Genomic DNA, 24,760 nt, shown 5'->3' on the forward strand with positions numbered 1-24,760 from the left:
GCAAATATTTATGCTGTTGATACGGATGAAATATCGTTTTTTAGGGATCTTTCTATGTTTATCCGGACTGTTGAGTGTCCATAATACTGCAAAAGCTCAGCTGCAGTCGCCTTCTCAATTTTTAGGATATGAGTTGGGAAGTCAGTGGACTCCACACCATAAGGTGATGGATTATGTGGATCACTTGGCGGAGGAATCTCCTATGGCCCAAGCAGAGACCTATGGCGAAAGCTATGAAGGACGTAACCTGAAACTGATGTATGTGTCTTCAGAAGAAAATATGGATCGACTGGAAGAGATCAGGCAAAATAATCTGCGGCGCGTGGGACTCATCAATGGTAAGGCGGATGATGATGAAACGGCAATTATCTGGTTGAGTTATAATGTACACGGGAATGAGCCCTCCAGCAGCGAAGCAGCTCTGGAAACATTGTATGAGTTGCTTCGCGCCGACAACCCGGAAACCAAAGAATGGCTCGATAATACCGTTGTGATTATAGATCCAATGCTTAATCCCGATGGACGTACCCGCTATACAAATTGGTACAGGCAGTCAGCTGGTGAGGAGCCTAACGCCAGGTTGGATGCCCGGGAACATCACGAGCCGTGGCCGGGGGGACGTACCAATCACTATTATTTTGATCTGAACAGGGATTGGGCCTGGCTAACCCAGAAAGAAAGTTGGCTCCGGTTGCAGAAATACCAGCAGTGGATGCCTCATATCCATGTAGATTTCCACGAACAGGGCTACGATGCCCCCTATTATTTTGCGCCTGCTGCCGAACCTTTTCATGAGGCCATAACGGATTGGCAGCAAGATTTTCAGTATACCATCGGTAAAAATAATGCCTCCTACTTTGATGAAAATGACTGGCTCTATTTTACGGGCGAAATCTTTGATCTTTTTTACCCCAGTTATGGAGATACCTATCCCATTTTCAACGGGGCGATTGGCATGACCTATGAACAGGGTGGACACAGCCGGGCGGGACTGGCTATCAAAAAGGTAGAAGGAGATACCCTGACGCTCCATGACCGATTAATCCATCACAAAGTGAGTGGACTTGCTACCATTGAAACCGCCTCTGAAAATGCCGGAAAATTGGTTGAGCAATTTTCTTCTTACTATAATAATTCCAGGAATGAACCGGAAGGTGAATACAAAACGTATGTTATAAAAAGAGATAATAGCACGGATAAAATACAATCTCTTTTAACGCTGCTGGACCATCATAAAATAACCTATGGCAAGGCATCGGATAGCCGGTCGGTTCAGGGATATAATTATCAGACCGGTGAAACGGAACGTGTGGAGGTTACCGAAGAAGATTACCTGGTGAGTGCCTATCAGCCGAAGTCGGTACTGGCCCGTATCTTTTTTGAACCCCGTCCCCAACTGGTGGATTCAGTCACCTATGATATTACAGCTTGGGAGCAGCACTATGCCTTTGGTCTCGATGGATATGCGTTAAAAGAACGACTGGATGTAGAACCCGCTCCGAAGCCACAGAAGGAAATTAATAACACCGAAGCTGGGGCTCCCTATGCGTATTTGGCATCGTGGAAGGATCTTTCAGATGTCCGTTTGTTAAGTGCCCTGTTAAAAGAAAATATCCAAATACGTTATTCCGAAAAATATTTTGAGGTTGATGGGGCAAGCTATGACCGGGGTACACTAATTATTACCCGTCGTGATAATAAAGATTATACTGGCGATTTTGATCGTACCATTCAACAGATTGCCAATGAACACAAAGAACAACTTAAGGCGGTGCCCACAGGTTTAGTGGAAAAGGGGCCCGATTTTGGTTCTTCATCAGTACGTTATTTGGATGAACCCAGGGTTGCACTGCTCGTGGGAAGGGGGACTTCGTCTAATGGAGTAGGAGAAGTGTGGCATTTCTTTGACCAGCAGATAAATTATCCGCTAACTATGCTCAGAACCAATTATTTCCTGGATGTGGACTTGAATAACTATGATGTTTTGATTTTACCTCCGGGCTCTTACAGCGATCAGATTAATGAAAAGCGATGGGAGGTGATCAGGGAGTGGATACATTCCGGCGGTCGCTTGATAGCACTGCAAAGTGCAAATGCGATGTTGGCCGGAAAAGATGGCTTCGAACTGAAGCGAATCAGCCCGCCTAGCAATGATAGTTCTTCCATATCTGTAGTTGAAAGTTTTGGAATGCAACAGCGGGAAAATATTTCGGATTTTAACGCGGGATCAATTTATAAAATAACGATGGACCCGACACACCCATTGGCCTTCGGCTATGATGATCCTTACTTCTCACTAAAACTGGATGCGGATGCTTATGCCTTCCTGGAAAAAGGGTGGAATATAGGTATCGCAGAAGAAAATGCCCACATGAGTGGCTTTATAGGATATAGAGCTAAAGAAGACCTTGAAAATACACTTACTTTTGGAGTCCAACCAATGGGGAGCGGATCAGTGGTCTATATGATAGACAATCCGTTATTCCGGGCCTTCTGGCACAATGGTAAACTGCTGTTTGGTAATGCCCTTTTTATGCTGGACGGGAAATAAGGTGAGATGGGTTCGATTTCGAACAGATTTTTGTTGGAGGAGTAAGGTTAGAGGTTCTTCAATTGGAAATTAAAAATTAGGTGACAGTGGTCGGACCAGATAAACTAAAGTCACTAAAAAGTACAGACAAATTTAACTTGTCCGTGCTGACAACAGTTACAGCCGTTGATCATAGCTCATGCCAGCGCGGAGATCAGACAGAAATTCGTCTGTTTAGTTTTGATCTTGGTAATACAGTTCATCCAGCAGCAGGTACCGCTCTCGATGTTGTTCTTCTTTGAGTTGAGTTTCGGGTCCAATGTAAATCACTTTGGGAGTATCGCCTTCATTCAGAGCAGACCAATAGGGCACCCCGAGTCCATTGGGGTTTTTATTCTTGATAAAGTTTGCCGCATAATTTTGGAAAATATCCGAAACTTTGTAATCCTCTTCCGTCCATGCGAAAACATTATTTGAGGGCAAATTTCCCATCAGATATTCAATTTCAACCGCATGGGCAGCTCCTTTAGGTTCCGGGAAATCATTGTTTCCCTCTTCGCCATTATTCTGATCTTGCCCCTGTTCTTTTGCCATAGGCGGACGTGGATGAGTATAATAATACCGGTAAACAGACTGAGTTCCTGTCTCGCTGTGGATATCACTCCACTTCCAGGTACTGTAACCGATAAAGCGATCACTTGCCAGATCGGTAGCTGAATAAACGGCTTCTTCCGTAGTTGAAGCCGGATAAAGCTTCAGGATTTTATCGGCATCTTCACCGTACAGCTCTTTTACCTTTTGAGCATAATTATCCGGAGTGGGCTCATTGCCTTGCATGATAAACTGGTAATTCATCTCCTGGGAGTTCCATCCTATAAAAAGGGGCACATTAGCCTGTTCCGCATCCGCATAGATTTCAACCGGAGCTTTCGGGAAAAAGTAACCGTCAACGGTGGGACTAAATTGCGGTGCTTGCTGCTTTCCGGTATGCTCTAACAGAGTATCGGCATCTATTGCTCTCAATTCCGAAAGAGATTGGACATCGATAAAATCAGCGAATTGTTGACCCGTATTTTCAGCTTCTTCAAGGGGTACGGCCGGGAGGGCTCCCATGATTGATCCACTTTCACCAATAGCCCCGGCAATAAGATCTCTTGAAAGCGGAGATGCCATCTGGGCACTCACAGAAATCGATCCCGCTGATTCCCCGGCAATGGTAATATCGTTCGGGTTCCCGCCAAAAGCAGAAATATTATCTTTAACCCACTGCAGGGCTTTAGCCTGGTCGAGTAATCCATAATTGCCGGAAGCATTATGTGGCGATTCCGCTGTCAATTCAGGATGAGACATAAACCCAAATACACCCAGGCGATAATTAACGGTAACCGTTACAATGCCGTGGTTTCGGGCCATGCTGCCGCCACCATATCTGGGCTCCGAACCGTCTCCGGCCATAAATCCTCCTCCATAAAAATAAACCAAAACCGGAAGATTCTTATCCACCGACTTAGCCGGTGTCCATACATTAAGATACAGGCAGTCTTCACTAAATCCTTCCGAACGGAAATTCATGTCGCTAAATACGGGCAGCTGCATACACCCTGGCCCAAAGGTTTTTGCTTCTCGTACTCCTTGCCAGTCCTCGGGATTCGCAGGGGGCTTCCAGCGCAGGTCACCGACTGGGGGCTGTGCAAAGGGAATGCCTTTATAAATGGCAATTCCGGAATCATCAATTCCTTCTATTGTACCGTTTTCTATGGTCGTTTGTGTGAGGACGGAGCGTTTATCGGATTGGGCATTAGACCGAGAGGCGGTAAGCATTAACAGAAAAATTATAAATACAGCCGTAGAAGAAGACCGTTTATTTTTAAACATGGTATTCAATTTTATAATGAATAACTTCAGAGATAGCTACGCGACTGTTTAATGATCAACAGTTACTATTGTTACGCTATGCAACAATAGTAATGATTTTTATTTTACGGTACAAACAGAAGGATATAAATGAGCATGGAAGAACATACTGGAAAAAAAAATTATGAGGTTGACTGGAATGAATATCTGCCCGGTGTAGCCATAGATTGTGTAATCTTTGGCTACCATGAGAAGGTGCTGAAAACTCTAATCCTGGAGTACAAGGAAACGGATTTTTTTGCTCTGCCCGGTGGCTTTGTCCTTAAAGATGAAAACCTCGATGAAGCGGCCAGCCGCGTACTTTTTGAGCGTACCAGGCTTCAGGAAATAAGTTTGAATCAGTTCTATACATTTGGAAGTCTTAGTCGCTTTAATCCGGAACCAATGCGGATTGTCATGCAAAAAAACGGGCTGGAACCAACTAAAAGCCACTTTTTGCTCCAGCGGTTTATGTCAACGGGTTATTATGCACTGGTAGATTTTAAAGAAGCCGAACCCATTGCCGATTTTTTATCGGACAGCTGCCAGTGGTATGATATTCATGACTTGCCGTCTTTGTTATGGGATCATGAGCAGATCATCCAAAAAGCGCTGGAAAGCCTCCGGGAAAACATTGATCACCGGGCGGTGGGATTAAACCTTCTGGATGATGAATTTACCATGCGCGAGTTGCGTAATCTTTATGAAACGATCCTGGGCAAAGAGTTGAATCGGTCTGGTTTCCATCGGAAAATGGTTAACTCGGGCCGCCTGAATCGAATCGGGAAGAAAAATACGGGTAAGGCACATCGGTCTCCATACTTATATCGGTTTAATACCTAAGGGGAAGATTATCGTATTGATTTGCCGTAATTAATTCCTGTTTTTTAAACCAAAATCGTTCGAATAAGGCTTCTTAAAAAGCAGTCAATTTGATACTTTATATTAATATTGAAACAAATTCAACGTATTTAATTCATATTTGTCGATGAGTACCACGAAGAAGAAAGATTTAACGCCGTTGATGCGCCAATACCATGAGATCAAGGAGCAGCACGAAGGCGCTATTTTACTTTTCCGGGTGGGAGATTTCTATGAGACTTTTGCCGATGATGCCAAGCTGGTGAGCGAAGAGCTGGGTATTACGCTCACTAAGCGGAATAACGGCAGCGATCAGACGCCCCTGGCTGGCTTTCCATACCACGCCCTGGACACTTACCTGCCGAAGCTTGTGAAGAAAGGCCATCGGGTAGCGGTTTGTGAACAGGTTGAAAATCCCTCGGAGGCCAAAGACGCGGGACGCAAGGTCGTATCCCGTGAAGTGACGGAAATTACGACACCCGGCGTTACCATGTCGGAAAAGCTACTGGAGCACAAGCGGAACAATTACGCGGCGGCCGTTTACTGGGAAGGAAAAACGGCAGGCGTAGCTTTTTCGGATGTCTCAACGGGAGAGTTTGCCCTTAGCCAGGTAAAAAAGGAACAGTTGCATGATCTGCTGCAATCAGTCACTCCTTCAGAATTACTGCTTCCGAAATATCTGAAAAATAATGTCCCGGAAGCGCTGCTGGACTATAACCTCACGTTTATTGAAGAGTGGGTATATGAAGGCGATTATGGCTATAACCTGCTTACGGATCATTTCGAAACGCATTCTCTTAAAGGATTTGGTGTTGAAGAACAGGGAATTGCTCAAATTGCCGCCGGCGCGCTGATGCACTACCTACAGGAAACGCAAAAAGCGTCTCTGGGCCATATCAAACGGCTGCAGTCTTTTGAAAACCAAGAGTATATGGCGCTGGATGGGTCCACCAAGCGAAATCTGGAACTGACGACCACCATACAGGAGGGACAAAGTGAAGGTACGTTGATCTCCATACTGGATGATACCATAACAGCAATGGGCGGACGCCTGCTGCGTAAGTGGATTATGCGTCCCCTCAAGCGAATGGGCCCCATACGGGATCGGCTGAATTCCGTTGAAGCGCTGAATGTGGATCACGATATCCGGGAAAAGCTCCGTGAGGAATTAGATCAGGTAGGCGATCTGGAACGATTGATATCACGTATTTGTGTGGGCCGGGCCAATGCGCGGGACCTGGAGAAGCTTAAGCTTTCACTGGCCCAAGTGCCCCGCATTAAGATGCAATTTAGTCAGCTGGAGGAGCCCCTGTTAAATGATATCCGGGAACGGATGAAGCTGCTGGTAGAGGTGCAGGAACGTATTGATAAAGCGATCGTGGAAGATCCCCCGGCCAGCGTGCGCGATGGCGGTATTTTTGCGGATGGTTTTAATGAGGAATTGGATGAACTGCGAGACATCGCCCGTAATGGAAAGAATTATATCAGCGAAATTAAAGATGAACTGGCCACAGAAACCGGGATCAAGTCGCTTAAGGTGGGCTATAACAAGGTGTATGGCTACTATATCGAAGTGACCAATACGCATGCCGAAAAAGTGCCTGACCATTTTATCCGCAAGCAGACGCTGGTCAATTCGGAACGGTATATTACTCCTGAACTGAAAGAAGTCGAGGAAAAAATACTTTCTTCCGAGGAGCGCAGTAAAACGCTGGAGTATGAGCTTTTTGAAGAGCTGCGCCTGTATGTAGCAGAATTTGCTGAGGATGTTCAACAAATTGCACAGGCCCTGGCCGAACTCGATTGCCTGCAGAGTTTTGCGCAGGTAGCCTACAATAACAACTACTGCAAACCTGCTATTGCCGACGATCAGGTTATTGACATTACCAAAGGCCGCCATCCGGTGGTAGAGAAAACACTCCCACCCGGCGATCCTTTTATTCCTAATGATATTCATCTGGAAAACGAAGATGAGCAGATTCTCATTATCACCGGTCCCAATATGGCGGGTAAAAGTATTATCCTGCGCCAGACGGGACTGATCGTACTTCTTGCCCAGATTGGTTGTTTTGTACCGGCCGAAGAGGCGCATATCGGGCTGGTAGATAAAATATTTACCCGGGTGGGTGCTTCCGATAATCTGGCGGCTGGTGAAAGTACATTCTTGGTCGAAATGAATGAAGCCGCAAATATCCTTAATAATGCCACCCGCAATTCGCTGATTCTTCTGGATGAGGTAGGCCGGGGGACAAGTACCTTCGACGGACTAAGTATTGCCTGGTCGTTAGCCGAATATCTGCATAATCAACCATCCGTAGCAGCTAAGACCCTTTTTGCCACTCATTACCATGAGCTGAATGAGCTGGAAAACATGTACGATCATATCGTCAACTACAATGTGTCGGTCAAAGAGCATGACGGCAAGGTTATTTTCCTGCGTAAGCTGGTGCGCGGCGGGGCCGACCACAGCTATGGTATTCAGGTAGCCGATATGGCGGGGCTGCCGTCTATTGTCATCGAGCGGGCGAAGGAAATTCTCAAGAATCTCGAAAGCCATAGCCTGGATGTCACCGACAGCAACGGCACGCTCGAAGAGGGAGCCAAGAAAAAGAAAGCGGCAGTCAAGAAGGCGGCGAAGGAGATGGAGAAGCAGGAGCAGATCAACCAGCCGTCGCTGTTTCAGGCTCAGCTGGATCCCAACATTGAAGTGCTGATGGATAAGCTTGAAGCCTGCGATCCCAACCGAATGACGCCCATCGAATCGTTGATGCTGGTTTCGGAGCTAAAAAAGCTGGTGGATAAGAGTAATTAGTTTCCTGGATGTCAGATAGCGGATGACAGATTCCGGATTGCGGGGGACTCATCCTAAAATAGGACTTTTGGGACGCACCGTGGTATGTCCACACAAATATCTTCTTAAAATAGTATAACAATGGTACATCTACTCCCACACAGATAATGTTAGGTTCCTGAAGTAGGGTACTTCAGGATAGTGAAGTACCCTGCTTGACTATAGTGGAATGGTCTGGTTGAGGAAGGGGACATACATAGTTCCAATTTTAAGCTATTGGTTTTAGATCAGTTTAGACTTAGCGGTGTTTGTGTCTCCAGTAAGTAGATCTCTGGAAGACTTGTAAGGATCTCAGCGGATTTTTTGTCCATTTCTCTACTCTAAATATTTTTCCAGCGTGGGAATCAATTGCTCACCTTTTAATGAGCTATCCATTTCCAGGACAATGCCGTCAGGTCCAATTTAAAAGTATCTGGATAACCGCATACTAAAAACTCCGAGCTGTAATTGCCGGTTTCTTGAGCCGAGAGGGAAGAGACAAAACAGATAATGAGAATCCCCCATAAAACTGATATCTTCATGATGATGAGCTTTTAGCAGATACTTTGCCAACTGAACAACATTCAATACTAAAATTAAATCCAATTACGGTTGAAAACTTCTGCCAAACATATTGCAGACCGGATCCGGTTGATGATTGCGACCAAGCAGTTTCAGGTAGGCGAAACGTTGCCTTCAACGCGTCAACTGGGGCAACAGCTGGAATCCAGTTTTCATACCGTACGGAAGGCGTATCATATTCTGGCTGATGAGGGCCTTATTCGGGGTGAGCGTGGCAAAGGCTTTATCGTAGAGCGGCAGAATACGAACCTGGATAAAGGCGATCGCCTGGAGGTAGGAGCCGAGAAAATCCGAAAGCTGCTGGAGGAGCTTATTGGATATGGCCTGGATGAATCGGAGCTGGATGAACTTTTCCAGGAGCAACTGAGCTTTATGGAGTGGCCCGATCGTATTGAAAGTTGCGCCAGTATTGGGGAAACGGACGAGCTCGGAAAAATGGTGGCGGATGCCATTAAAAAAGAGGTGGGCGTACGCAGCCGCGTGCTCAATGCCAATCAATATAATGAAACGGTGAAGTACGATGCGCTTTTTGTCCCCGTTCAACTGGTGAATAAGTTCCGGGAATTTGCGGAAAAGGGCCGTCTGCTGCCGGTGGTATACAGTATTGATCCGGATACCCTGTTGTCGATTGTGGATCGTGCGGCTATTGAAACAATTGGATTGGTAACGGCTGAAGATCAGACCATCCCCAAGGTTATTGACGAGCTGAAGGTGAGTATTAAATTCGGCGGTTCCTTTGTAGCGGGGGCCACTTATGGGAAATCTTTGCCGTTGTTTGTGCGGGAGACTGATCTTATCTTGTATACCTCCCAAAGTGCAAATTTGGTTGAGCAGAAGATTCCTGAGCGTAAACGAATAAAACTGGAGTATCGCATTTCTGAAAAAAGTGCGGAAACCATCCGGGCGGAGTTATGGGATCAATAAGCAATTAAGAATAAAGAAATAAAAAATAAGACTTGTTATTGCCTTTATGGTGATTGGAAACCTGCAATCTTTAACTTTTAACCAGTAACCGATTGTCTGATAAGCGCATAAAAAAACTCATCAAGCGGGCATTGGAGGCAATCAATGCTGAAATTGAGGCAGTACAAGAAAAACCTGCCCGGGACGTCTTGTTTAAGGGAGTCCGTTCGGAACATCACCCGCCGGGAGTTTTTCATTACGAATTCGAATCAAAAAACACCTCACTGCGGTTTGCAGAAGTTATTCGTGCCGAAATAGAGGGATATGATGAGGAGTTTGAACTCTATCCTGTGGAAATAACGGATGAAAAAGCCGTACTGCATTTTCCCCACAATTTTGGGGATACTCTTCCGAAAGTGAGCCTGGAATGGGAGAACGATTTTGTGCTCCGAAAGTTACGCATGGAGCTTGACAAATTATTGGATAAACACAGCCGGGATGAGCGCCAGCGATTAGAGCGCCTTTTCTTTCCCGATAGTGAGCATCATCATACGGATGATGATAAAACCCGGGTATTGGATGACAGCCGGCGTAACGAGTCCCAACACGAATCGCTACTAAAGGCATTACAGAACGAAGTGCTCTATGTATGGGGACCACCGGGGACGGGAAAGACATCCACGCTGGGATTTATGATCGCCAATTACCTGGTTAAAGGGAAACGGGTGCTTTTTGCCGCTAATACCAACCGGGCTGTGGATGTGGGATTACTCAGCACGCTTCAGGCCCTGATGTCAGTGGAGAAGGAGCATCTCGAAGAGAAAGTGACCCGTTTTGGAGAGATGGCACTGGAGAGCGACCACCTGGAGCAGGTACTCTTCGATCGTCATCTGGAGGAAAAGTCCAAGAAACAGGAACAAAAAGCAGCAGAACTTTCCAATCTTCTGGGAAAATATCAGAAACTCCAAAAGGAGATTGATAACCTGATGGAGCATGGGGAAACGGTTCCGGAGGAGTTGGATGAGGAAATTGCCCGGCTGGGAGAACGACTTGACAAGTATGGAGGAGAGGCTGCCGTGGAGGAAAAGATCGACCGTCTGGTTACCGTTAATGAGCGGGTAGAACTCGAAAAGAAGCAGCTGGTAGCCTCAACGCTTGCCAAAGTGTGTACCTCAGAACTACTTGACGGACAGGAGTTTGATGCGGTAGTCATTGATGAGGCCTCAATGGCTAACCTTCCCTACCTGATGGTATTGGCCGCTAAAGCAAAATCGCATATTGTGGCAGTGGGGGATCCGATGCAGCTGCCTCCCATAGCGGTAACCGATAATAAGAAGGCACGAGATTTCCTCGAAGAGGATATCTTTACCTTTGTCTCGGATGCCGACCAAACAGAAGATCTGTTTGCCTGGCACGATAAAAACCGTCCCCTGACGACCTTTTACGATACGCAGTACCGGTTGAATGAAGATCTGGCGGAGGTTTTGAGTACGGTATTTTATGAGGGGCGGCTAAAGACAGCGGAGATGGACCAGGATGCGGATCCGATGCTGCGGCAGCAGGAGAGCAGTAATCCTACCGTTAATGTCATTGACACTCGGAAGTACGGTCCGGAGTTAACGCAGAAGGATGAGGGGCGCGGATTTAGTCCTGTTAATGAAGTACACAGCGCCATGCTGATCCGGATTCTGAAGCGGCTGGTGCTCAAAAATAACGTGCCTATTGAGGAGATTGGAATTATCGTTCCTTTCCGGAGTACGGTCTACGATATCCGTCGGGAACTGTATCAGCAAGGTTATGATGCCATAGAGGTGGGGACCATCCACACTTTCCAGGGACGGGAAAAGGATGTGATCATATTTGATACCGTAATGAGCGGGGAAGGAAGATACAGGCACCGGCGTCATTACTCGGTGCGTCCCTTTGATGAGGAGAAAAACGGTCTGGCCGTCCCGCGGCTGCTAAACGTAGCGTTTTCCCGCAGCAAGGAGCGCCTTGTTATTTTGGCCGATATGGATCATATCAACAAAGTGTACGGCGATAAATTTCTGGGTCAGTTACTGCGGAAATTTCAGAAGAACGAGCGGGAGCGATAGGGTTCGGGCTTTAAAAATCCCCCTCTTTATATCGGCGGGCTAACCGTTCTTCGTTGATGCGCTCTAGGTGGGAGAGAGGTTCATCACTTAAGGATGCTACAATCATTTCACGTTTACCCAGGGCACCCTGCGCTTTTGCAATTTTCCATCCCGCCCACGCCATGGCGCCCTGTACTTTAGATGCAGCACAGTATGTAGAGAGCATAACATTCGGATGGCTATGCCGTGCTAGTGTTTCAAAAACTTTCCCGGTCCAGAGGTCGGGATTGGTATCGGGTGAGAAGGCGTCATGGAAAATATAGTCAGCTCTTATAGAATCGTCCGGATTGAAATCCGAAAAGAATCCATTGAAAAGATAGATGTCAATGTTATCCAATAATGTAAAGTGATTGAGCCCCTTTTGGAGTTTATCGAAAAGTGCAATGACTTTCCGGGCTATTTGGGGATGGGTAAGATAATCCTCGTAGTTAAACTGTTGAACAAGGTCGGCTTTTAGAGGAAAGGCTTCAATGGTATAATACCGGATGTGGGCTTCCGATTGTCGGCTAAGATAGTAATCCAGCAAAAGCATGAGGTTGAGTCCGGTACCAAAACCCAGCTCAAGAATAGTGATATCTTTTTGCTTGGATAGGGCCTCTGGCAGACCTGTTTGCTCAAAAAATACATAGCGGCTTTCCGCTACGGCTCCATTTGGATTGTGATAATGCTGATCAAATTGAGAGGAGTAAACCGTGTGGGAGCCGTCGCGTGTTTCAATAAGTTGATTTCCGGAATTTTTGCGGGACATTACAGGTTATTAATCAGATCAAAAAGTTTTTGCTGTAATATAATAAAAAATGTTCCGGTTCGTCCCGGTGTGCGCTTTACTGTTGTTGCTCTGCAATTTTCTGTAGCTCCTTTTCCAACTGCTTGAGCTCTTCGGAATTTTTTAGTTCTTTCAACTCTTCCAGTTCCTTGAGATTCTCCAATTCTTTTTTGAACTGCTCAAAATTTTCAATGTTCTTAAAGTTTTCCAGAACTTTCAGGCTCTCCAGTTTTTGGAGCCTGACATAAATAGAATCCGACACATCGTTCTTACCTTCCACAGATGGAATGGCCGGAACCGAAAATGAAGCGTGGTCAATATGATGCTGAGAGGTTGTTTCTTCCGGGGTTAACAGGTAGATCCCCAAAGCGGTTAGTACAAGTCCGGTAAGTATGATTTCCCAGGATTTTTTTCGACGTTTCATAAGACAAAGGATGTTATAGTTCGCAAACAAAATGATTGTATCATAAAATACGGAATCTTCTTAAAAAAGTTACAAAATTAAGTTCAGGGACTTCCGCTAAATTGCCTATTTTTGAGAAATATAGCAGTCACTATAAAACTTGAATGTCTATGGATTTACATACGATTAAAGAAAAAGCCCGGCAGTATCACGATGAGATGGTGGCCATACGCCGACATCTGCATCAATATCCGGAGTTGAGCTATGAAGAAAGGGAAACCACAACTTTTATCCTGGAAAAGCTGAAAGAACTGGATATTCCGGCTGACCGTCCGTTGGATACCGGTTGTGTGGGAATTATTGAGGGAGGAAAATCATCTGACAAGGTTGTAGCATTACGTGCGGATATAGATGCGCTTTCTATAACGGAAGAAGGAGAACATAAATCAGAATTTAAGTCTAAAAATGAAGGAGTTGCCCACTGTTGCGGCCATGATGCCCATACCGCCAACTTATTGGGAGCAGCTCATATACTGGCTGATCTCAAAGAAGAGATTGAGGGAAAGGTACTGCTTATATTTCAACCCGGAGAGGAGAAACTGCCGGGCGGGGGACGTCTGCTCTGTGAAACAGGTTATCTGCAGAGGATGGGCGTGGACGTAATTTATGGATTACACACATATCCGGGTCTGGAACCCGGACGAATTGCCCTGCGCAAGGGACCCCTCATGGCCCGGCCCGATGAGTTTGAAATTGAGGTAATTGGGGAAGGGGGGCACGCCGCATCTCCCCACGAAGCAGTAGATCCGGTTGTGATGTCTGCTCAGATTATAAATCAGATACAGTCCATTGTCAGTCGAAATGTTAATCCCACAGATGCAGCCGTTATTACGGTAGGGAAACTTGCGGCGGGCTCGGTACACAATGTCATTCCCGAGAAAGCGGAAATGCTGGGGACGGTCAGAACGCTCGCACAGGAGACCGCAGATATGATTAAAGACCGTATTGAGGGAATTGTCAAAGGCGTAACGGAGGCTTCGGGTGGAAGTTATAACTATAGTTTTAACTATGGATATCCTGCGGTACACAATACCGGTTGGGCCACGGATGCGGTTGTGGAAACAGCCGGTGAGTTGCTGGGGGCAGATAATGTGGTGCTTTTGGATAAGCCCATTATGGCGGGAGAGGATTTTGCCTTTTACCAGCAGGAATTTCCAGGTGTATTTTTCTTTTTGGGTACCGGAAGGGAAGAAACCGGTTCTACCTATTCGTGGCATCATCCAAAATATAACATTGATGAAGAGTGCTTTACGACCGGCGCTGCCCTGATGGCCTCCTTTGTTTTCCAGGCAATTCCGTCGGATAAATAAATATTCCAAAGAGTTCAACCTTGTATGAAATCTCAAGCCTCTTTTTGGGAAGCAGATGTTTCTAAAAATCGCTACGATTTAATCGTTGTTGGTGCCGGCATCGTGGGACTTTCATCGGCTCTTTTCTATAAGCGAAAACATTCCGAAAAACAAGTGCTTGTATTAGACCGCGCCTCCCATCCACTCGGTGCCAGCACCCGTAATGCCGGATTTGCCTGTGTGGGATCCATCGGTGAGCATCTGGCGGATATGGAAAAGGAGTCGGAGAAAAATATCGGAAGGAGAATCATCCGACGCTACCGGGGACTTCAGTTGCTGAAGGAAACACTCGGTGAGAAAGCTATTGGCTATGAGGCCTGTGGAGGGTACGAGTTCTTTAATTCACAGCAAAAGTTTAAAGAAGTGGCTCCCGAAATAGATCATTTTAACGGATGGCTGGAAGAGCTGCTGGGCGAAGAAGGGGTGTATGAAGCCCAGAGATTGGAGGGATATCCGGTTATTTATAACCGTTTGGAAGGAGCCTTGCATCCCGGTAAGATGATGCAGGAGCTCATTCGAAAGACCTCCGAGTCCGGAGTAGAGATACGGTGGAATGCTCCGGTACAGGAAGTAGGGAGCAGTGGAGAAGTAGAGCTTCAGAATGGGGAAAGTTCTTCATTAATATTAAAGGGGCAGAATGTGTTGATGGCCGTAAATGGATTTGCCCGTAAATTACTCCCGGAAATAGAGGTTCATCCCGCTCGGGGACTTGTACTGGTTACGGATGAGCAGGATGTAATGCCGTGGAAAGGAACTTTTCATCACGACCGGGGATACATTTATTTCCGGAATATCGGTAATCGTCTGCTGATCGGCGGGGCACGAAATATTGCAGTCGAAGAGGAAGAGACCAATCAGTTTGGGATCAATGAACGAATCAAAGATTATCTAATTGGTTTTGTATCTAATGTTTTGCGATTACCACCAGGATGGCAGATCGATTACGAGTGGTCCGGGATTATGGGATTTACTCCAACAAAAACTCCTATTGTTGAACGCGTTGATGGTTGCCGTTATATAGCAGCGGGACTCAGTGGAATGGGAATAGCCATAGGTATGGATGTTGGCAGGAGTGCTGCTGAAATGATGGATTAATTAAAGCGTGGTAAACGTTCAGTCATGTTGAGTACCGATCCGACAATTATTCCCCTTTCTCAACAGGTTGAAATGACCAATTCTTTAACTGTTGAACGGTAATATCTTCCAGTTGTCTTTTATGTGTTTCAACACCAAAAAATGTTAAAGCCAGTGCAGCCAGTGCCATTGGTACAGCTCCGATTAGTGCTGTACCGGCAATAGAAGGGGGAGCAACCGAAATAGCAACCAGTCCGATGATAATTACCCCACCCGCTTTGCTGAATCCTGCTCCGAGGCCACTGCCACGGGACCGAAGCCGTGTGGGATATATTTCGACGCAATAGGCAGAGAGTACAGAAACAATAGAACTAATACCCCAAATAGGCATAATGAGGAGAGCATAAAGCAATATCTGGTTTGAGGCTATCGCTTCCCCGGCGAGTGAAAACCCGATGAGTGACGCCGCGGTTAGTCCACTTAACATGATGAGCGTTCGTTTGCTGCTCCAAAATCCATAGAGCCACGCAATAAGGAAATTGAGCGGAAATCCAATCAGGGCCGAATCACGAAGCATATAATTAGCTTCAGCCTCTGTAAAACCCATCTTTTGCAAGTTAGTAGGAATCCATAGCTGAAAACCGAAAGAAACCAGCCCAACTCCAAGAGCAAGCAGTAAAACAGCAGTCGTAATATAGCTAAAAGGAGGTTGAAAGAGCTGAATCATGCGGTCCTTAACTCCTTTTTCTACTTCTAATTTAGAAGATTTGTCTTCTATAATCTTAGCACCGAACCGCCTCATCACGGCTTTAGCTTCCTCATTTCGTCCCTGGGCCAGCAGGTAACGGGGAGATTCGGGTATCCATTTATTGAGAATAATAAGGAAGATACCGGTAGGAAGTCCGATAAGCCAAAGGATGCGCCAGCTGTAAATGGGGACCAATTCTGCAGCAAGCCAGCTGGTAAGAATATAGGCACCGACCACATCACCTCCTATTAGCACCATAATCCATCCGCGGTGGCGGGCGGGAATGGTTTCGGCCATAATTGTATACATAATAGGAAGCATGCCTCCTACGCCAAAGCCCATGATAAAACACATGAATACATTCATAGCGAATGTGGGCATTGAACCGCATATGCTGGTTCCTATAAAGCTCACGGCAGCCAATAGTATAGATGCACGTCGGCCGATACGATCTCCCAGCCATCCCCAGAGAAAGGAGCCTAAAACTGTGCCGATAATACCGGATAAAGGAAGGATTGCTGCCGGGATAGTGCCACCGGGATTAAGCGGGGATTTTAGCCCGTACTCTTCTGTCATGCCGGGCATGACAAAGGAGAGGGTGGTCGGCTTCATAACATCGATGGTAACGGCCGCTGCCATTACAAGTAAAAGAGCAATATGGGAGCCACGAATAGGTGCGTCATCCAGCGCACGTACTTTTAGGTTTAAAATATCCGGATCGGCTTTATCTTTTTTAGGAAGCAAACCATACAAAGTAAGTATCATGCCCAGTACAATTAAAACCATCCCAATTTTCATCGGAAGATCCATAGGAGTGCCGACAAGGCGATATCCCACATCATGTGCTTTGATATACATGGGCAGATGAAGGATCACTCCGATTGTTACGGCCCAAATACCGGTCCAAAAAGCCCCTTTGTGTCCATATGTGATACCTCCCCAGGATTGAGGTGGCCTGTCAGATTGCATGAAATCCGTCTTTTATATTTTCTGGATAATTCGACGATTAATATGGGATTATTTATTATAAAGTCAAATATCCGTAATAAAAGCTATGATAATCCCCTTCTGTTTTTGTAAACTATGAGCATTATTTCCTCTTTCACCAAATTCCTAATTTTATTTTATGATTAGCCGAAAAAGCTTTTTGAAACTGACTGCCCTGGGAGGGTTGACCCCCTTAACAAACTGGTCGCCCCACTTACCGACCACTTCGGGGAAAAACAATAAGCCCGTTGTTATATCCACCTGGAATCATGGAATCCCGGCAAATGAAGAAGCTTGGAACATTTTATCCAGGAAAGGGACCGCGTTGGATGCGGTTGAAGCCGGTGTTCGGATACCGGAAGCGGATCCCGAAGTTCGTACAGTCGGTTATGGCGGCTATCCCGATCGGGATGGGTTCGTAACACTTGACGCCTGCATTATGGATGAAAAGGAGCAGTGTGGATCCGTGGCGGCTCTTCAGCATATAAAACACCCGATATCGGTAGCACGGAAGGTGATAGAGGAATCTCCGCATGTGATGCTGGTGGGAGAGGGAGCGTTACAGTTTGCACTGGATCAGGGGTTTGAAAAAGAAAATCTGTTGACCGAAGCATCCCGTAAAGACTGGGAAGAATGGAAAGAAGATGCTGACTATCAGCCCGAAATAAATATTGAAAATCATGATACGATCGGGATGCTGGCCCTGGATAGCCATGGCAATCTATCCGGTGCATGCACCACGAGCGGGGCTGCCTGGAAGATGCACGGGCGCGTGGGTGATTCACCCCTTATCGGGGCCGGTCTGTTTGTGGATAACGAAGTGGGAGCCGCTGCGGCAACGGGATTGGGAGAAGAGGTGATCCGTACCTGTGGTAGTCACCTCGTGGTTGAAAATATGCGCCGAGGTGATGATCCTGAAACGGCCTGTAAAAAAGCGGTACAGCGTATTGTTGAGAAGAATGAGTCAGTCAATAATATCCAGGTAGGTTTTATTGCTGTTAATAAGCAGGGGCAGTTTGGAGGGTATAGTATTCAGCAGGGCTTTAATTTTGCGGTCTGTGAATCCGATAATAACCGCTTGATTGATGCCCCAAGCTGGGTAAGTTAATGCTTCATTTATTATAGGGCCGGACTAATATAGGGAATACCTAGATTCAATCCCCGCAGGATGAGGATAATTCCCACAGCGGCAATAAAGTACGGAGAAAAGTTTTTAAGCTTTTGCCGCCATTCGGCTGAGATTAATACACCGGCTAAACTGACGCCCAGCATGGCCGGAATAGTCCCAAATCCAAAGCCGGCCATGAAAAACATACTGGATTCGGCACTACCGGATGTAACTGCGGTTGCCAGAGCAAGGTAAACAAAGCCGCAGGGTAGAAAGCCATTTAAGATTCCAATCAAAAAGAGTGAGCCCATACTTCCATTTGCAAACAGGGACTTCATCCGGTTGGTTAGGTTGCCGATCAGCTTATAGGGAAGGGATTCCAGCTGGGACAGCACATTACTGATTTTCCTCCAACCCAGCGTAAGCAAGAGCAAGCTTCCCACTCCAATGGAAAGGGCTTGCTGATACCCACTTATGGATATCATCCTGCTGAACAGACCAACGATACCTCCCAATGCGGTATAGGTAACAACTCTTCCTGTATTGTATATGAGTCTGGAGCCAATGAAATAGACCTGATCGAGGGATTTTTTGGGTAAGGAAAGGGCCAGGGGGCCACACATGCCGATGCAGTGGAAACTGCCCAAAAATCCAAATGTTATCCCTGCTAAAATCCAGTCCATATTAGCAAATCACGATTTGATGTTTTTGGCTTAATTGATGACATGTTGGACAATTTGACTTGTATGATGGTAAATCTAGTTAATAAATATACCTGTTATCCAGCGAAAAGCTTGGATTGACATCCAGAAAAAAATGAATCTAAATAGGTAGTATCGGTTGAACTTATCTTAATTTAATACTTAATTGTCTTAAAACCATTCGGCATGTTTAATTTATAATAAAATACGTTTTGTTATGTCCGATGAACTCAGTCAATCACCTGATGCAGCAGGAGCTGATAGAAGCTGGGAAGAACGAAATCCCGATATAGAACGTGAAATAACAATTGATGAGTTCCAACCCAAAGGGACCTTGACCCTAACGCTCATCTATTTTGCAATTGTCGTTCTGATGTGGATTTTCATGTACTTCGTAGAATTCGCAGGCAACGCACCTTCCATTATAGATTAGCTAATAGATAAGAAATATGCATATACATAAATTTGAGCAATTCTGGATAAAGTTATCCTATGGTTTAATTGCCTTCTTCATTGCCACTGTTATTTATGGTTTTGTGGCGATGGATCTGAAGGTAATTGGAGATAGTGGGACTATTGATCCACAAAATCTGCAGGATACTCCATTTGGAAATCCGGGCGTACGAGAGATTATAAAAAATGGAGAGACTGAATACGAGGTTTATGTGCAAACAATTCAGTTTTCTTTTGTCCCGGGTACCGCGCAACCTATTGAAGTGCCGGCCAATCATCGGGTTACTTTTTATATCACTAGTCCCGATGTGCTGCACGGATTTGATGTGGTAGGTACGAACTTGAATACAATGACTATTCCCGGACAAATTTCTAAGTTTACGACTATCTTTCCGGAAGCGAGGGAGTATGGTATTGTTTGCAATGAATACTGTGGTCCCGCCCATCATGTGATGGAAGGAAAAATTAACGTAGTTCCCGAATCTGAGTTTGATAAAAGTACTCTGGTAGAATGACATTTTTACACAAGTATCCCAAAGCCGCAAAAGTAGCCAAAGCGAATTTTATTGTTGCTTTTATCGCCCTGGCGATAGGAGGATTATTTGGTTTTATACAGGCATTGCACCGGACAGATGTATTTCGTGGATTTTTTAATTCCGGAGAATATTATACGCTCCTTACCGGACATGGTGTTCTGTTAGCACTCATATTTACTACCTTTTTTATCGCCGGGCTTTTTATCTGGGGCGTAACACGGAGTCTTGATCGTGAACCGGAAAATATGACCTTTACCTGGTCGTGGTTTTGGCTGATGGTTATTGGATTGGTGATGACGGCCTTTACGATACTGGGTGGCTTGGTGCCGGATAGTTCGATAAGGGCCGCTGTTCTCTATACATTTTATCCGCCGCTTCAGGCCCATCCCGCTTTTTATATAGGACTAGCACTTGTTATTGTTGCCTCGTGGATGGCCGGAGCAGACTGGTTTTGGTCTTATAATAAATGGCGGGATAACCATCCCAATGATCGGATTCCAATTCTTACTTTCATGGCCCTTTTTACCATGCTGATGTGGTATGTTTGTACCATTGGAGTGGCCATTGAGGTAGTAGGGCTTCTGATCCCATGGTCTTTGGGTTTGGTTACGGAAATCGAACCGCTGCTTCCTCGCACACTGTTTTGGTATTTTGGTCACGCGGTCGTGTACTTTTGGCTGTTGCCAGCCTACTATGTGTGGTACGCAATTCTTCCCAAACTATCCGGCGGACGTCTATTCAGTGATTCCATGACGCGAATCGTATTTATCATATTCCTTATTCTTTCGACGCCGGTGGGATATCATCACCAGTATGCGGATCCTGGTATTTCGGTCGGATTCAAATTCTATGCGATGGCTACCACCCTGCTATTATTACTGCCCAGTCTTATGACACTTTTTACAGTGGTGGCAAGTATGGAACATGGGGCCCGGCAGCGCGGAGGCAAAGGATATCTAAAGTGGATTGGAAAACTGCCATGGGACAGTCCCGCTTTTGTGGGCTGTGCCCTGGCGGGAATCATGTTTGCCGCGGGTGGTTTCAGCGGAATGATTAATGCGTCGATGAATATTAACCTTCTTATTCACAACACTATCTGGGTGCCCGGGCACTTCCACCTTACCGTGGGTACAGCCGTGGCGCTGACCTTCATGGCAATCAGTTACTGGCTTATTCCACAGTTAACGGGGCGAAAACTCAAGTTTAAGACTCTGGCTTTAATTCAACCTTATGCGTGGTTTTTAGGGATGACCCTAATGTCAAATGCTATGCACCGTGCCGGATTATCCGGGGTACCGCGCCGTACTGCTGAACCACAATACAGTGGTTTTGAATTTGAGCCCATTTTTGGGACCATGGGAGAAATGAAGTGGCAGATCGCAATCGGAGGAACCATACTTACCATCTCGTTGATCCTCTTCCTGTGGGTTATTATCGCTTCCTGGATGGGAGGAGAGAAGTCTGATATGCCGGTGGATGATTATATCCCGGAGCCTCTGTCAGGTGTTGAGCATACCCCTGCAATACTTGATAATATTAAGCTTTGGTTGGCGCTGGCTATTATTCTGGTACTTCTGGCTTATTCATTCCCGCTCTGGGAAATGGTAGCAGATGGTGTCTTTTCGCCGGGAGCACTGCCCAGACCATCGTGATAAACTGTTTGATTGCTACATGACGTCTAAATATTTGATAGAAGGTCCTTGTTCATTGCTCCAGTCTTTGCCTGAGCAGTACAAGGGCCTATGTTTTGGAGCCGTGGATAGAATGCTTTTCCAGAATTGATGCTTGCTTTTACCCGAATAGGATTCCGTTATGACAGAGAGTAATTCCCATAAAGAAGATCCCTCCGGCAACTCTACGAAACGATTAGTCAAGGTTCTGGTAATTATTGGTATAGGAATTCCTGTTTTGGTAGAATTGATGACCCTGTTTAATCTGATTAATGTTCAAATATTTGAAGGTGAGCAGGAAGTAAATCAACAGAACGAATCTATTGCTGAGTTAAGAGCAATTGAAGAGGGAGATACTCTTTTTGCCGATTACAGCAATGCCTTGACCATTAATTTGTTAAGAATTAAAGTAAGCGCCCAGGAGTGGCGGTTTGCACTGGGTTTGAATTCGGTGGATAGTTTGGTTCAGCAGCAATTACAGGTGAAGGTTGACAGCCTGAAACTGCAAAGCGGTAAAATTTTGTCCGGTACTGGCAATAATCCCTGGGAAATAGACGATACGGTTCCGCTAGCAATGTCGGCAGAGTGGGAGCTGCCGAATGGAGATATTCCTGGCATATTGTATATCAGTTCATTTCAGTACATTGAGAGCGATTCAACTAAGCGAATACAACAGGAAATTCCGCTTGGTAAAATTCCTGTCCGGTATAACCAAGAATAGAGGAAGGTAGTGTGTTTTTTAGCCGTTAATCAATAAAAAATATTTAGCGGTTATTAAGGGATAACATTGTAATAAGATTTATTAATTATCGGTCAGATCCATATCACGGGATGAGTTGCTTACCACAAGGAGACTGCTTGTTGCCATGGCAACGGCGGCGAAAAGAGGATTGATAGCCCCGGCAATAGCTAATGGAATGGTGATAATATTGTAGAGAAATGCCCAGCCCAGGTTTTGATGGACTCGACTTTTAGTTAGTCGTATTGCTTTAAATGCTGACGGTATTAGATGAAGGTGATTGTTTGGAATTACAATGTGTGCTGATTCAGCAGCGATTGCTGTAAGATCGCCAAAAGCAATACCAAGATCTGCCTGTGCCAGGGCCGGGGCGTCGTTGCTTCCATCACCAATCATGGCAACGCGGCCAAACTTTTTGAGTTCTCGTATAATATTGGATTTAGAATCCGGTTGTGTCTCGCTAAACAGGAAGTCGGGTTGAAGTTGCTTTTGTATGGCTTCACCTGCTAGTTGACTGTCGCCCGTAATGATTGCCACCTTTTTACCTTCTTTTTTTAGGGCAGAAACAATTTTCTCAGCTTCTGTTCTGAGCTGATCCCCAACGACAAGAATGCTTTGCACCTGTTTATCCCAAGCAACGGCTACCGGAACATGGCCTTTCTCTCGGCTTTGTTCCACTTTACGCCACTGCTTTTCAGATATAGCAAACTCATTTTTCCTGATCCATTCGGGTTGACCTACATAAATTTGATGTCCATCAATAATGCCTTTTATTCCAGTAGAAAATGTTTGGAAATCCTGTACTTCTCTATCACTATTGGAATAAGCACGGGCAATAGGTTCTGCAATAGGATGCGATGCGTATTGCTCTAGCAGGGCCGCATATTTGAGTGCTTGTCTGTTCATTCCTTTATCCAAGAGGTGCATGCGACCGGTTGTTAAAGTCCCGGTTTTATCAAAGGCGACCGTGGATGTATCCGGTTGCTCTTCGAAGACAGACGCGGTTTTGAAAATAATATCATGGGTAAGGGCACTTCTGAAGCCGGAAGCGATGGCCAGAGGAGTGGCAAGTCCCAATGCACAGGGACAGGATACGATGAGTACGGCCAGAGAGCTAAGCATTGCATCTGTGGTGCCGGCTCCATTCCACAGGTGAAAGATGAATGTAGCCACTCCTAAAATAAGTACCGCAGGGACAAACCAAGCTGCAATCCGATCTGCTATACGCTGCTTACCCGGACGAGAGGACTGGATATTCCACATCATCTGCATTAATTCATCAATGGTACTTTTTACCGTAGAACCTATTTCAATAGTTAGTGCATTTTGTGTCAGAATAGTGCCGCTAAGTACCTGGTCGCCTTTTTCTTTGGGAACCGGCATGGATTCTCCTGTCATAAGGGCCTCATTTACAATACCTTTCCCATCAATAATTGTCCCGTCGATGGGAATGCGTTCTCCAGCCTTAACCAGTATTTGATCGCCAGACTGCAGGTTTTCAACGGCAACTTCTCTTGATTGTCCGTTTTGTTTAAGTCGGGCATGGCTGATTCGTTTTTGGGTGAGTTTTGAAAGTAAATCCTGCTTGCCGGACTTTATTTTTTTCTCATAGTAGTTGCCAATCGATACCACTAATACAATAGCCATGGTTACGTCAAAATAAACTTCTGCCGAGCCGGTCAGTAGTGCTCCAACGCTATAAAGGTAGGCACTCACCGCTGCAATAGTGATCAGCAAATCCATATTCGGTTTTGCTACCGATATAGACACCCACGCTCCCCGAAGGATCGGGTAACCGGTATAGAAAAGAACAAAGGTGGTCATCACAAAAATATTGGAAACGAAAAAAAGTTTCTCTGAGGCAGTAAGTGGGATAAATCCTTCACCAGATATATAAGAGGGATATAGAAACAGTATATAGAGTAGTAATCCCACTATGCCTAAAAAGCCTCCAATGACCAGTCTTCCCACTTCATTGAGTTGCTCACTGGTGGCATCCTCATCCATTTGGTGGACACCATACCCCAGTTTACTTAGTTCCGGAGGCAGGGTATCGGGATCCAACGCATCGGGATTGTAATAGACTTTGATCATTTCGGAAGCATAGCTCGCTTCACATTTATAGATCCCCTCTTTGCGACCTGCCAGTGTTTCCAGAAAAGATTCGCAAGTAGAGCAGTGCATTCCTTCTACCTTAAAAAAGATCTGCTGATAATCTTCGGGTAGTTCTGTTTTATTTTGCTCGCTTACACGTTGCTTAATAGTCTGTTGGCGCAACCGTTCTGCCTGTTCCCCTTCCATATCCTGCAGTAACTTATAAACGTGCAGGCATCCGGAGCAGCAAAAGGTGCCTTTAACTTCCGAATCTGTAATCGGGGGATCCGGTGTTTCAAGTTCGCAAAGACTACATTTATGAGTTTCCATGCAGATGG

19 protein-coding genes are annotated in these 24,760 nt (G+C 45.7%); 12 read left to right on the plus strand and 7 right to left on the minus strand.

Annotated features, from left to right (window positions below):
• Nucleotides 1-25: 25 nt before the first annotated feature.
• Nucleotides 26-2,551, plus strand: coding sequence for a M14 family metallopeptidase (locus tag ABEB05_RS08540; RefSeq protein ID WP_265789307.1), 2,526 nt, complete (start codon nt 26-28; stop codon nt 2,549-2,551).
• A gap of 213 nt (nt 2,552-2,764) precedes the next feature.
• On the opposite strand, the gene ABEB05_RS08545 is transcribed toward ABEB05_RS08540, so the two are convergent.
• A complete protein-coding gene (locus ABEB05_RS08545) occupies nt 2,765-4,405 on the minus strand; it encodes a carboxylesterase/lipase family protein (RefSeq protein ID WP_265789309.1) in 1,641 nt (546 codons plus the stop codon).
• Nucleotides 4,406-4,540: 135 nt separating this feature from the next.
• Here ABEB05_RS08545 and ABEB05_RS08550 point away from each other — a divergent pair, with 135 nt between their 5' ends.
• Together ABEB05_RS08550 and mutS are read left to right on the plus strand one after the other, a co-directional pair.
• Nucleotides 4,541-5,266, plus strand: coding sequence for an NUDIX hydrolase (locus ABEB05_RS08550; protein ID WP_265789311.1), 726 nt, complete (start codon nt 4,541-4,543; stop codon nt 5,264-5,266).
• 145 nt (nt 5,267-5,411) lie between these two features.
• Entirely contained in the window at nt 5,412-8,096 is a 2,685-nt protein-coding gene (mutS, locus tag ABEB05_RS08555; RefSeq protein ID WP_265789312.1) for a DNA mismatch repair protein MutS, read from the plus strand.
• A 398-nt stretch (nt 8,097-8,494) separates the two neighbouring features.
• Here mutS and ABEB05_RS08560 read toward each other — a convergent pair whose 3' ends face one another.
• Nucleotides 8,495-8,656 carry a hypothetical protein gene (locus tag ABEB05_RS08560; protein ID WP_345694260.1) on the minus strand — a complete coding sequence of 54 codons (162 nt, stop codon included), beginning with the start codon at nt 8,654-8,656 and terminating at the stop codon, nt 8,495-8,497.
• Nucleotides 8,657-8,726: 70 nt separating this feature from the next.
• On the opposite strand from ABEB05_RS08560, the gene ABEB05_RS08565 reads away from it, so the two are divergent.
• Together ABEB05_RS08565 and ABEB05_RS08570 are read left to right on the plus strand one after the other, a co-directional pair.
• The gene (locus tag ABEB05_RS08565) at nt 8,727-9,620 is read left to right on the plus strand and encodes a GntR family transcriptional regulator (RefSeq protein ID WP_265789314.1); all 894 of its coding nucleotides are present in this window, start codon (nt 8,727-8,729) and stop codon (nt 9,618-9,620) included.
• A gap of 92 nt (nt 9,621-9,712) precedes the next feature.
• On the plus strand, nt 9,713-11,695 hold the full coding sequence (locus tag ABEB05_RS08570) for a DEAD/DEAH box helicase (RefSeq protein ID WP_265789316.1): 1,983 nt from the start codon (nt 9,713-9,715) through the stop codon (nt 11,693-11,695).
• Between the two features lie 10 nt (nt 11,696-11,705).
• Here ABEB05_RS08570 and mnmC2 read toward each other — a convergent pair whose 3' ends face one another.
• Both mnmC2 and ABEB05_RS08580 read right to left on the minus strand, forming a co-directional pair.
• The gene (gene mnmC2, locus ABEB05_RS08575) at nt 11,706-12,482 is read right to left on the minus strand and encodes a tRNA (5-methylaminomethyl-2-thiouridine)(34)-methyltransferase MnmC2 (RefSeq protein WP_265789318.1); all 777 of its coding nucleotides are present in this window, start codon (nt 12,480-12,482) and stop codon (nt 11,706-11,708) included.
• Nucleotides 12,483-12,558: 76 nt separating this feature from the next.
• Nucleotides 12,559-12,924, minus strand: coding sequence for a hypothetical protein (locus tag ABEB05_RS08580; protein WP_265789320.1), 366 nt, complete (start codon nt 12,922-12,924; stop codon nt 12,559-12,561).
• Between the two features lie 149 nt (nt 12,925-13,073).
• Between ABEB05_RS08580 and ABEB05_RS08585 the strand changes: the two genes are divergently transcribed.
• Both ABEB05_RS08585 and ABEB05_RS08590 read left to right on the plus strand, forming a co-directional pair.
• Nucleotides 13,074-14,273 (plus strand): M20 metallopeptidase family protein, encoded by a 1,200-nt coding sequence (locus ABEB05_RS08585; protein WP_265789322.1) that lies wholly within the window; start codon nt 13,074-13,076, stop codon nt 14,271-14,273.
• Between the two features lie 24 nt (nt 14,274-14,297).
• Complete coding sequence (locus tag ABEB05_RS08590) at nt 14,298-15,407, plus strand: NAD(P)/FAD-dependent oxidoreductase (protein WP_265789324.1); 1,110 nt, start codon at nt 14,298-14,300, stop codon at nt 15,405-15,407.
• Nucleotides 15,408-15,453: 46 nt separating this feature from the next.
• Here ABEB05_RS08590 and ABEB05_RS08595 read toward each other — a convergent pair whose 3' ends face one another.
• A complete protein-coding gene (locus tag ABEB05_RS08595; RefSeq protein WP_265789326.1) occupies nt 15,454-17,103 on the minus strand; it encodes an MFS transporter in 1,650 nt (549 codons plus the stop codon).
• Nucleotides 17,104-17,260: 157 nt separating this feature from the next.
• Between ABEB05_RS08595 and ABEB05_RS08600 the strand changes: the two genes are divergently transcribed.
• A complete protein-coding gene (locus tag ABEB05_RS08600) occupies nt 17,261-18,229 on the plus strand; it encodes an isoaspartyl peptidase/L-asparaginase family protein (protein ID WP_345694261.1) in 969 nt (322 codons plus the stop codon).
• 11 nt (nt 18,230-18,240) lie between these two features.
• On the opposite strand, the gene ABEB05_RS08605 is transcribed toward ABEB05_RS08600, so the two are convergent.
• Nucleotides 18,241-18,912 (minus strand): sulfite exporter TauE/SafE family protein, encoded by a 672-nt coding sequence (locus ABEB05_RS08605; RefSeq protein ID WP_265789329.1) that lies wholly within the window; start codon nt 18,910-18,912, stop codon nt 18,241-18,243.
• 235 nt (nt 18,913-19,147) lie between these two features.
• Between ABEB05_RS08605 and ABEB05_RS08610 the strand changes: the two genes are divergently transcribed.
• From ABEB05_RS08610 to ABEB05_RS08625, 4 genes are all read left to right on the plus strand, one after another.
• Complete coding sequence (locus ABEB05_RS08610; protein WP_265789331.1) at nt 19,148-19,363, plus strand: hypothetical protein; 216 nt, start codon at nt 19,148-19,150, stop codon at nt 19,361-19,363.
• A 16-nt stretch (nt 19,364-19,379) separates the two neighbouring features.
• Nucleotides 19,380-19,898, plus strand: a complete 519-nt coding sequence (locus ABEB05_RS08615; RefSeq protein ID WP_265789333.1) for a cupredoxin domain-containing protein — start codon at nt 19,380-19,382, stop codon at nt 19,896-19,898.
• Nucleotides 19,895-21,571, plus strand: a complete 1,677-nt coding sequence (locus ABEB05_RS08620; protein WP_265789335.1) for a b(o/a)3-type cytochrome-c oxidase subunit 1 — start codon at nt 19,895-19,897, stop codon at nt 21,569-21,571. The genes ABEB05_RS08615 and ABEB05_RS08620 overlap by 4 nt, the downstream gene beginning before the upstream one ends.
• 160 nt (nt 21,572-21,731) lie before the next feature.
• Nucleotides 21,732-22,310 carry a hypothetical protein gene (locus ABEB05_RS08625; RefSeq protein ID WP_265789337.1) on the plus strand — a complete coding sequence of 193 codons (579 nt, stop codon included), beginning with the start codon at nt 21,732-21,734 and terminating at the stop codon, nt 22,308-22,310.
• 81 nt (nt 22,311-22,391) lie between these two features.
• Here the strand turns inward: ABEB05_RS08625 and ABEB05_RS08630 are convergent, their stop codons facing one another.
• A complete protein-coding gene (locus ABEB05_RS08630; protein ID WP_265789339.1) occupies nt 22,392-24,752 on the minus strand; it encodes a heavy metal translocating P-type ATPase in 2,361 nt (786 codons plus the stop codon).
• Nucleotides 24,753-24,760: the final 8 nt, after the last annotated feature.

Source organism: Fodinibius salicampi (assembly GCF_039545095.1).
GTDB classification, from domain to species: domain Bacteria; phylum Bacteroidota; class Rhodothermia; order Balneolales; family Balneolaceae; genus Fodinibius; species Fodinibius salicampi.

What these genes read in the sequence shown, in the direction of transcription:
- ABEB05_RS08540 (WP_265789307.1), top strand. Translation starts at nt 26, where the DNA reads ATGAAATATCGTTTTTTAGGGATCTTTCTATGTTTATCCGGACTGTTG.
- ABEB05_RS08545 (WP_265789309.1), bottom strand. Translation starts at nt 4,405, where the DNA reads ATGTTTAAAAATAAACGGTCTTCTTCTACGGCTGTATTTATAATTTTT.
- ABEB05_RS08550 (WP_265789311.1), top strand. Translation starts at nt 4,541, where the DNA reads ATGGAAGAACATACTGGAAAAAAAAATTATGAGGTTGACTGGAATGAA.
- mutS (WP_265789312.1), top strand. Translation starts at nt 5,412, where the DNA reads ATGAGTACCACGAAGAAGAAAGATTTAACGCCGTTGATGCGCCAATAC.
- ABEB05_RS08560 (WP_345694260.1), bottom strand. Translation starts at nt 8,656, where the DNA reads ATGAAGATATCAGTTTTATGGGGGATTCTCATTATCTGTTTTGTCTCT.
- mnmC2 (WP_265789318.1), bottom strand. Translation starts at nt 12,482, where the DNA reads ATGTCCCGCAAAAATTCCGGAAATCAACTTATTGAAACACGCGACGGC.
- ABEB05_RS08580 (WP_265789320.1), bottom strand. Translation starts at nt 12,924, where the DNA reads ATGAAACGTCGAAAAAAATCCTGGGAAATCATACTTACCGGACTTGTA.
- ABEB05_RS08585 (WP_265789322.1), top strand. Translation starts at nt 13,074, where the DNA reads ATGGATTTACATACGATTAAAGAAAAAGCCCGGCAGTATCACGATGAG.
- ABEB05_RS08590 (WP_265789324.1), top strand. Translation starts at nt 14,298, where the DNA reads ATGAAATCTCAAGCCTCTTTTTGGGAAGCAGATGTTTCTAAAAATCGC.
- ABEB05_RS08595 (WP_265789326.1), bottom strand. Translation starts at nt 17,103, where the DNA reads ATGCAATCTGACAGGCCACCTCAATCCTGGGGAGGTATCACATATGGA.
- ABEB05_RS08600 (WP_345694261.1), top strand. Translation starts at nt 17,261, where the DNA reads ATGATTAGCCGAAAAAGCTTTTTGAAACTGACTGCCCTGGGAGGGTTG.
- ABEB05_RS08605 (WP_265789329.1), bottom strand. Translation starts at nt 18,912, where the DNA reads ATGGACTGGATTTTAGCAGGGATAACATTTGGATTTTTGGGCAGTTTC.
- ABEB05_RS08610 (WP_265789331.1), top strand. Translation starts at nt 19,148, where the DNA reads ATGTCCGATGAACTCAGTCAATCACCTGATGCAGCAGGAGCTGATAGA.
- ABEB05_RS08615 (WP_265789333.1), top strand. Translation starts at nt 19,380, where the DNA reads ATGCATATACATAAATTTGAGCAATTCTGGATAAAGTTATCCTATGGT.
- ABEB05_RS08620 (WP_265789335.1), top strand. Translation starts at nt 19,895, where the DNA reads ATGACATTTTTACACAAGTATCCCAAAGCCGCAAAAGTAGCCAAAGCG.
- ABEB05_RS08625 (WP_265789337.1), top strand. Translation starts at nt 21,732, where the DNA reads ATGACAGAGAGTAATTCCCATAAAGAAGATCCCTCCGGCAACTCTACG.
- ABEB05_RS08630 (WP_265789339.1), bottom strand. Translation starts at nt 24,752, where the DNA reads ATGGAAACTCATAAATGTAGTCTTTGCGAACTTGAAACACCGGATCCC.